Annotated in this window: 3 protein-coding genes and 1 pseudogene; 3 read left to right on the forward strand and 1 reads right to left on the reverse strand. The window is 36.0% G+C overall.

Features of this window, described 5'->3' with window-relative positions; all coding sequences use genetic code 11:
• The first annotated feature begins 1 nt into the window (after nucleotide 1).
• Nucleotides 2–1,228, forward strand: a complete 1,227-nt coding sequence (locus P20495_RS20460) for a sodium:proton antiporter (RefSeq protein ID WP_050548466.1) — start codon at nucleotides 2–4, stop codon at nucleotides 1,226–1,228.
• A gap of 468 nt (nucleotides 1,229–1,696) precedes the next feature.
• Nucleotides 1,697–2,104, forward strand: a complete 408-nt coding sequence (locus tag P20495_RS11750; RefSeq protein WP_008135766.1) for a hypothetical protein — start codon at nucleotides 1,697–1,699, stop codon at nucleotides 2,102–2,104.
• A 383-nt stretch (nucleotides 2,105–2,487) separates the two neighbouring features.
• Here P20495_RS11750 and P20495_RS11745 read toward each other — a convergent pair whose 3' ends face one another.
• Nucleotides 2,488–3,111, reverse strand: a complete 624-nt coding sequence (locus P20495_RS11745; protein ID WP_008135768.1) for a hypothetical protein — start codon at nucleotides 3,109–3,111, stop codon at nucleotides 2,488–2,490.
• Between the two features lie 122 nt (nucleotides 3,112–3,233).
• On the opposite strand from P20495_RS11745, the pseudogene P20495_RS20465 reads away from it, so the two are divergent.
• Nucleotides 3,234–3,613: pseudogene (locus tag P20495_RS20465) on the forward strand (alpha/beta hydrolase); the annotation flags it as partial.
• Nucleotides 3,614–3,921: the final 308 nt, after the last annotated feature.

Below are 3,921 nucleotides of genomic sequence, written 5' to 3' on the forward strand. Positions count from 1 at the left end.
CATATTTGAAATTGGCGCGATATTTTTATCAATTACGGCGTTACTCACCTATGTGAATCATCGCTTTATTGGCTTGCCAACAACCATTGGTGTAATGGTTATTTCGATGGTGGTTTCTATTGCGGCTATATTTTTGGGCTTTTTAGGGTTTGATGATCTTATAGATTACGAAGTGAGCTTGCTCGATCAGTTAGATTTTACTGAAGTTTTGCTTGATGGCATGCTCTCTATGCTGCTTTTTGCTGGGGCGCTGCACGTAAATGTTAGCGATTTAAGGCGCTATAAATTGCCAATAGGTATTTTAGCCTGTGTTGGTACGTTGTTATCTACAGTTATTATTGCTGGCGCGCTTTATTTAGTGCTTCCTTTGCTTGGTTTTGATTTAGCGTTTATTTGGTGTTTACTGTTTGGTGCATTAATTTCGCCAACCGATCCTATTGCGGTAATGGGAATTTTACAATCTGCGGGTGCGCCTAAAAGTATTGAAACCGTGATTGCGGGTGAATCGTTATTTAACGATGGTATTGGCGTGGTTATTTTTGTGCTTTTATTGGGTGTTTTATCAAGTGGTGATATTCCTACAACCTATTATGTAGCGCACACGCTGGCGGTTGAAGCGGGTGGCGGTATTGTTTTTGGTTTGGTATTAGGTGGTATTTTATATTACTTACTCAAAAGTATTGATAGTTATCAAGAAGAAGTACTACTTACTTTAGCGGGCGTTATTGGTGGCTATGCACTGGCAAGCCATTGGCATTTGTCGGGCCCACTTGCAATGGTAATGATGGGGTTAATGGTGGGCAATCATGGCCGTAGTATGGCTATGAGCGACAAAACACGCCATTACGTTGATTTGTTTTGGGAGCTAATTGACGAAATTTTAAATGCCATTTTATTTGTACTCATAGGGCTTGAAGTCGTCATGATTGCATTTTCGAGTAATTTATTTATAGCTGGTGGCTTAACAATTTTAATCGCCTTACTCGCACGTTTAATCGTTGTGGGTATAACAACCACTACATTTAATAAGCAATTAGAGTTGCCATCAGGTGCGTGGAAAGTTTTAACCTGGGGTGGCTTGCGTGGTGGTATTTCGGTTGCATTGGTATTGCAGTTACCTGATGGGAACGAGCGCGATATTTTATTAGCTCTCACTTATGCGGTTGTGGTGTTTTCTATTTTAATTCAGGGTTTGAGTATTGGTAAAGTAGCCAAAACTATCCGTTAAATATAATTTTTTAAAAGCGTGTGAAATAGCTGTATTTCACACGCTTTTTATTTCCTCTTATAAAAACAAAAAGGGAAGTGTGTGTTTCAAAACAGTTAATTCATTAATGATGAAAAGTTACTAGAGTCGAAATTATAAATACGTGACTTAGTATTGCATGTGATTAAATGTATAAATTTTTTTGATTGTTATTCAATTACGCTAAGGCAAGATGCTTAAAATAAAACGGACTAAATAAAAGCATAAATAATTATATACGTTCTAAAACGCAAGATAGCTATTTCAGACACAAGGGTTGGTGCGTAAGCTACTTAAATATATAGAAAAATGCTAACCGTATTAGACTAAGGTCTATAGGTTAATTTTCTTCACTTATTAGGTTTGTTTTAATCGTTTGTCGTTTTTGTGGTAATTCACTAAAGTTCAGTTGTCGGCAACAAGCACGGCTTAACCAACAGGACTACGACCATGAAACTTACACTTATCAAAACTATCGCTCTTAGCTCACTACTTACATGTTCAGCTGCTGCAGTAGCTGATGCAAGTGATTACAAATTAATGGTTATTGAAACTGCAACAGCGCCACAGCCACTTGAGCAATCATTTAACAGCTGTGCACTGAATGTTAAGTCAAAAAATTATGCGCAAGCTGAAGCAATTTGTACTAAAGCAATCGCGCTTTTAAAAGACGCAGATGGCCCTAGATTTAAAGTTCGCCAACTTACGTCATTCGCATTAAGCAACCGTGGTGTTGCACGTTTAAAAGCGCATAATGACACTGCTGCACTTGCTGACTTGTACGAAGCATCAAAATTGTCTAACAGCACAATGGTATCGCACAACTTAACTCGTGCTAAAGAAGAATTATCTCTATAAGGTCTTTTTATAAAGTGCTTATGAAAAGCATGATATAGATAGCGAGAGTAAAGAAGCCCATATTAGGTTAGCGCCTAATATGGGTTTTTTTGTGTTTTTTGGGTTTATCGTACGAGATTGAATGATGCCTAAGTTAGAGTGGTTATATAATGAATGTGCTAGATAAATCAGATTATACAGAAGATTGCTGGTTTATAAGATAGGATAAACTATATTCACGAAGGTAGAAAATAATGAGAAACCCCACAAACCCCGTGATGATTTATGAACAGTGGGTACAATTTTTTGAAACCATATTGGAAAATATTAAAATTACGTAAAGCCTGACTTAAGCTCAGGCTTTACGTGTCAGTAATGACCAGAGAAAACGTTAAAGACAATAATTAAAAATTACCTTCACATAGGATGAGTTGGCCTCCGCGAGAGCATGTTTGCATCATAGGCGGGTAAACTGTAGTTGATGTTTCTGTTACATTGCCATCGTTATCAGTTACTTTTAATTTAACTTCAGAGGCTGATGTAATATCAACATGACTTTTGGTTGTACTTTGGCCATTTACCCATTTCTCTACTTTTTGAACCTCGCCATCTCTATCGCTAAACGTAAATTGAGCAACTATAACACCTGCAGCATAGTATGTGGTATCTGTTCTGCTATCGTAACTTTCTTCTACATAATGTCGGTTGATACTTGCTTTTGGAGTATATTGACAGGATTCATTTGATATTGTTTCGTATGCAGAATTAGGCAAGTTACTACTACAACGGTAGTTTTTCCATGAACCATTATCATATTTGTCCTGAATTATTGTATACCATTGGCTATAACTTTTAGAAACATATTCACTCAAAAAATGACCATCAAATGTACTACAACTTGCTAATCCGTAATAGTATTCTAATTGATTTGTTGTTGTTTCACATTTTACTTTTTTATCACCAGCAGCAGATGCCAAAAATGGCAATGCGAACAATAAAGACATAGTTGTTGAAGTTAAAAATTTCATAGTTACGTACCTGTATAGAAAACAAGTCTCAATGTTATCGAATTGTTTATTTTTTGTAAAGTGGGTGGCGCATTAATTTGAGGCTAAATTTTTAACTATATTAAATCGATTTTTGCATATAAGAGCACGATGTAGTTATTATCCGCTCGATTGATTTACCAAGCGCTGAAAAAGAAATTGCAGCTATAAAGCTCGACGATATGAAAAATGGAATGTCGAATCAGTATTTAGATTTTTGGGCAAACGTCCACTGCCTGATTATCCACAAATTGCTGACATACCCGTGACAGTAATCGCTTCAGTTAAAAAGTATAAAAAGCCATCGGTATTATTTTTTACCGACAAAGCGCGTGAAATGTGGGGCGACTTACATTCAAAGTGGGCTAATGCATTTCCTCAAGGTGAAATAGTAATAACAAACAAAAGCTATCACTACCCACAAAGTGATGAGCCAGAAATGGTTGTTAGCCAAGTGGTTAAGTTACTTGAACGCACTAAATAAAGTGTTGGTCTGGTTGCTGATTGTATAAATACCAATTGCCGTAAGTTAATAATTTAGCATTAGACTAAAGTCTATAGATTAGATTTACTCACTTATTAGGTTTGTTTTAATCGTTTGTCGTTTTTGTGTTAACTCTCTAAAGTTCACTTGTCGGCAACAAGCACGGCTAACTAATACCAATTATATTAAAACATGATCATTTTAGCGAATTAAATAACTCACTAACTGCGTTAAAAATTAATTATATAGAACGACTATATTTCATAATTTTTGCCTTGTTATTAAGCTATTTTCTTGAGGCTAAAAAC

The organism is Pseudoalteromonas sp. BSi20495 (assembly GCF_000241185.1).
GTDB classification, from domain to species: Bacteria; Pseudomonadota; Gammaproteobacteria; order Enterobacterales; family Alteromonadaceae; genus Pseudoalteromonas; species Pseudoalteromonas fuliginea.

Coding starts and splice junctions, on each gene's coding strand:
- P20495_RS11750 (WP_008135766.1), top strand. CDS start 1,697: ATGAAACTTACACTTATCAAAACTATCGCTCTTAGCTCACTACTTACA.
- P20495_RS11745 (WP_008135768.1), bottom strand. CDS start 3,111: ATGAAATTTTTAACTTCAACAACTATGTCTTTATTGTTCGCATTGCCA.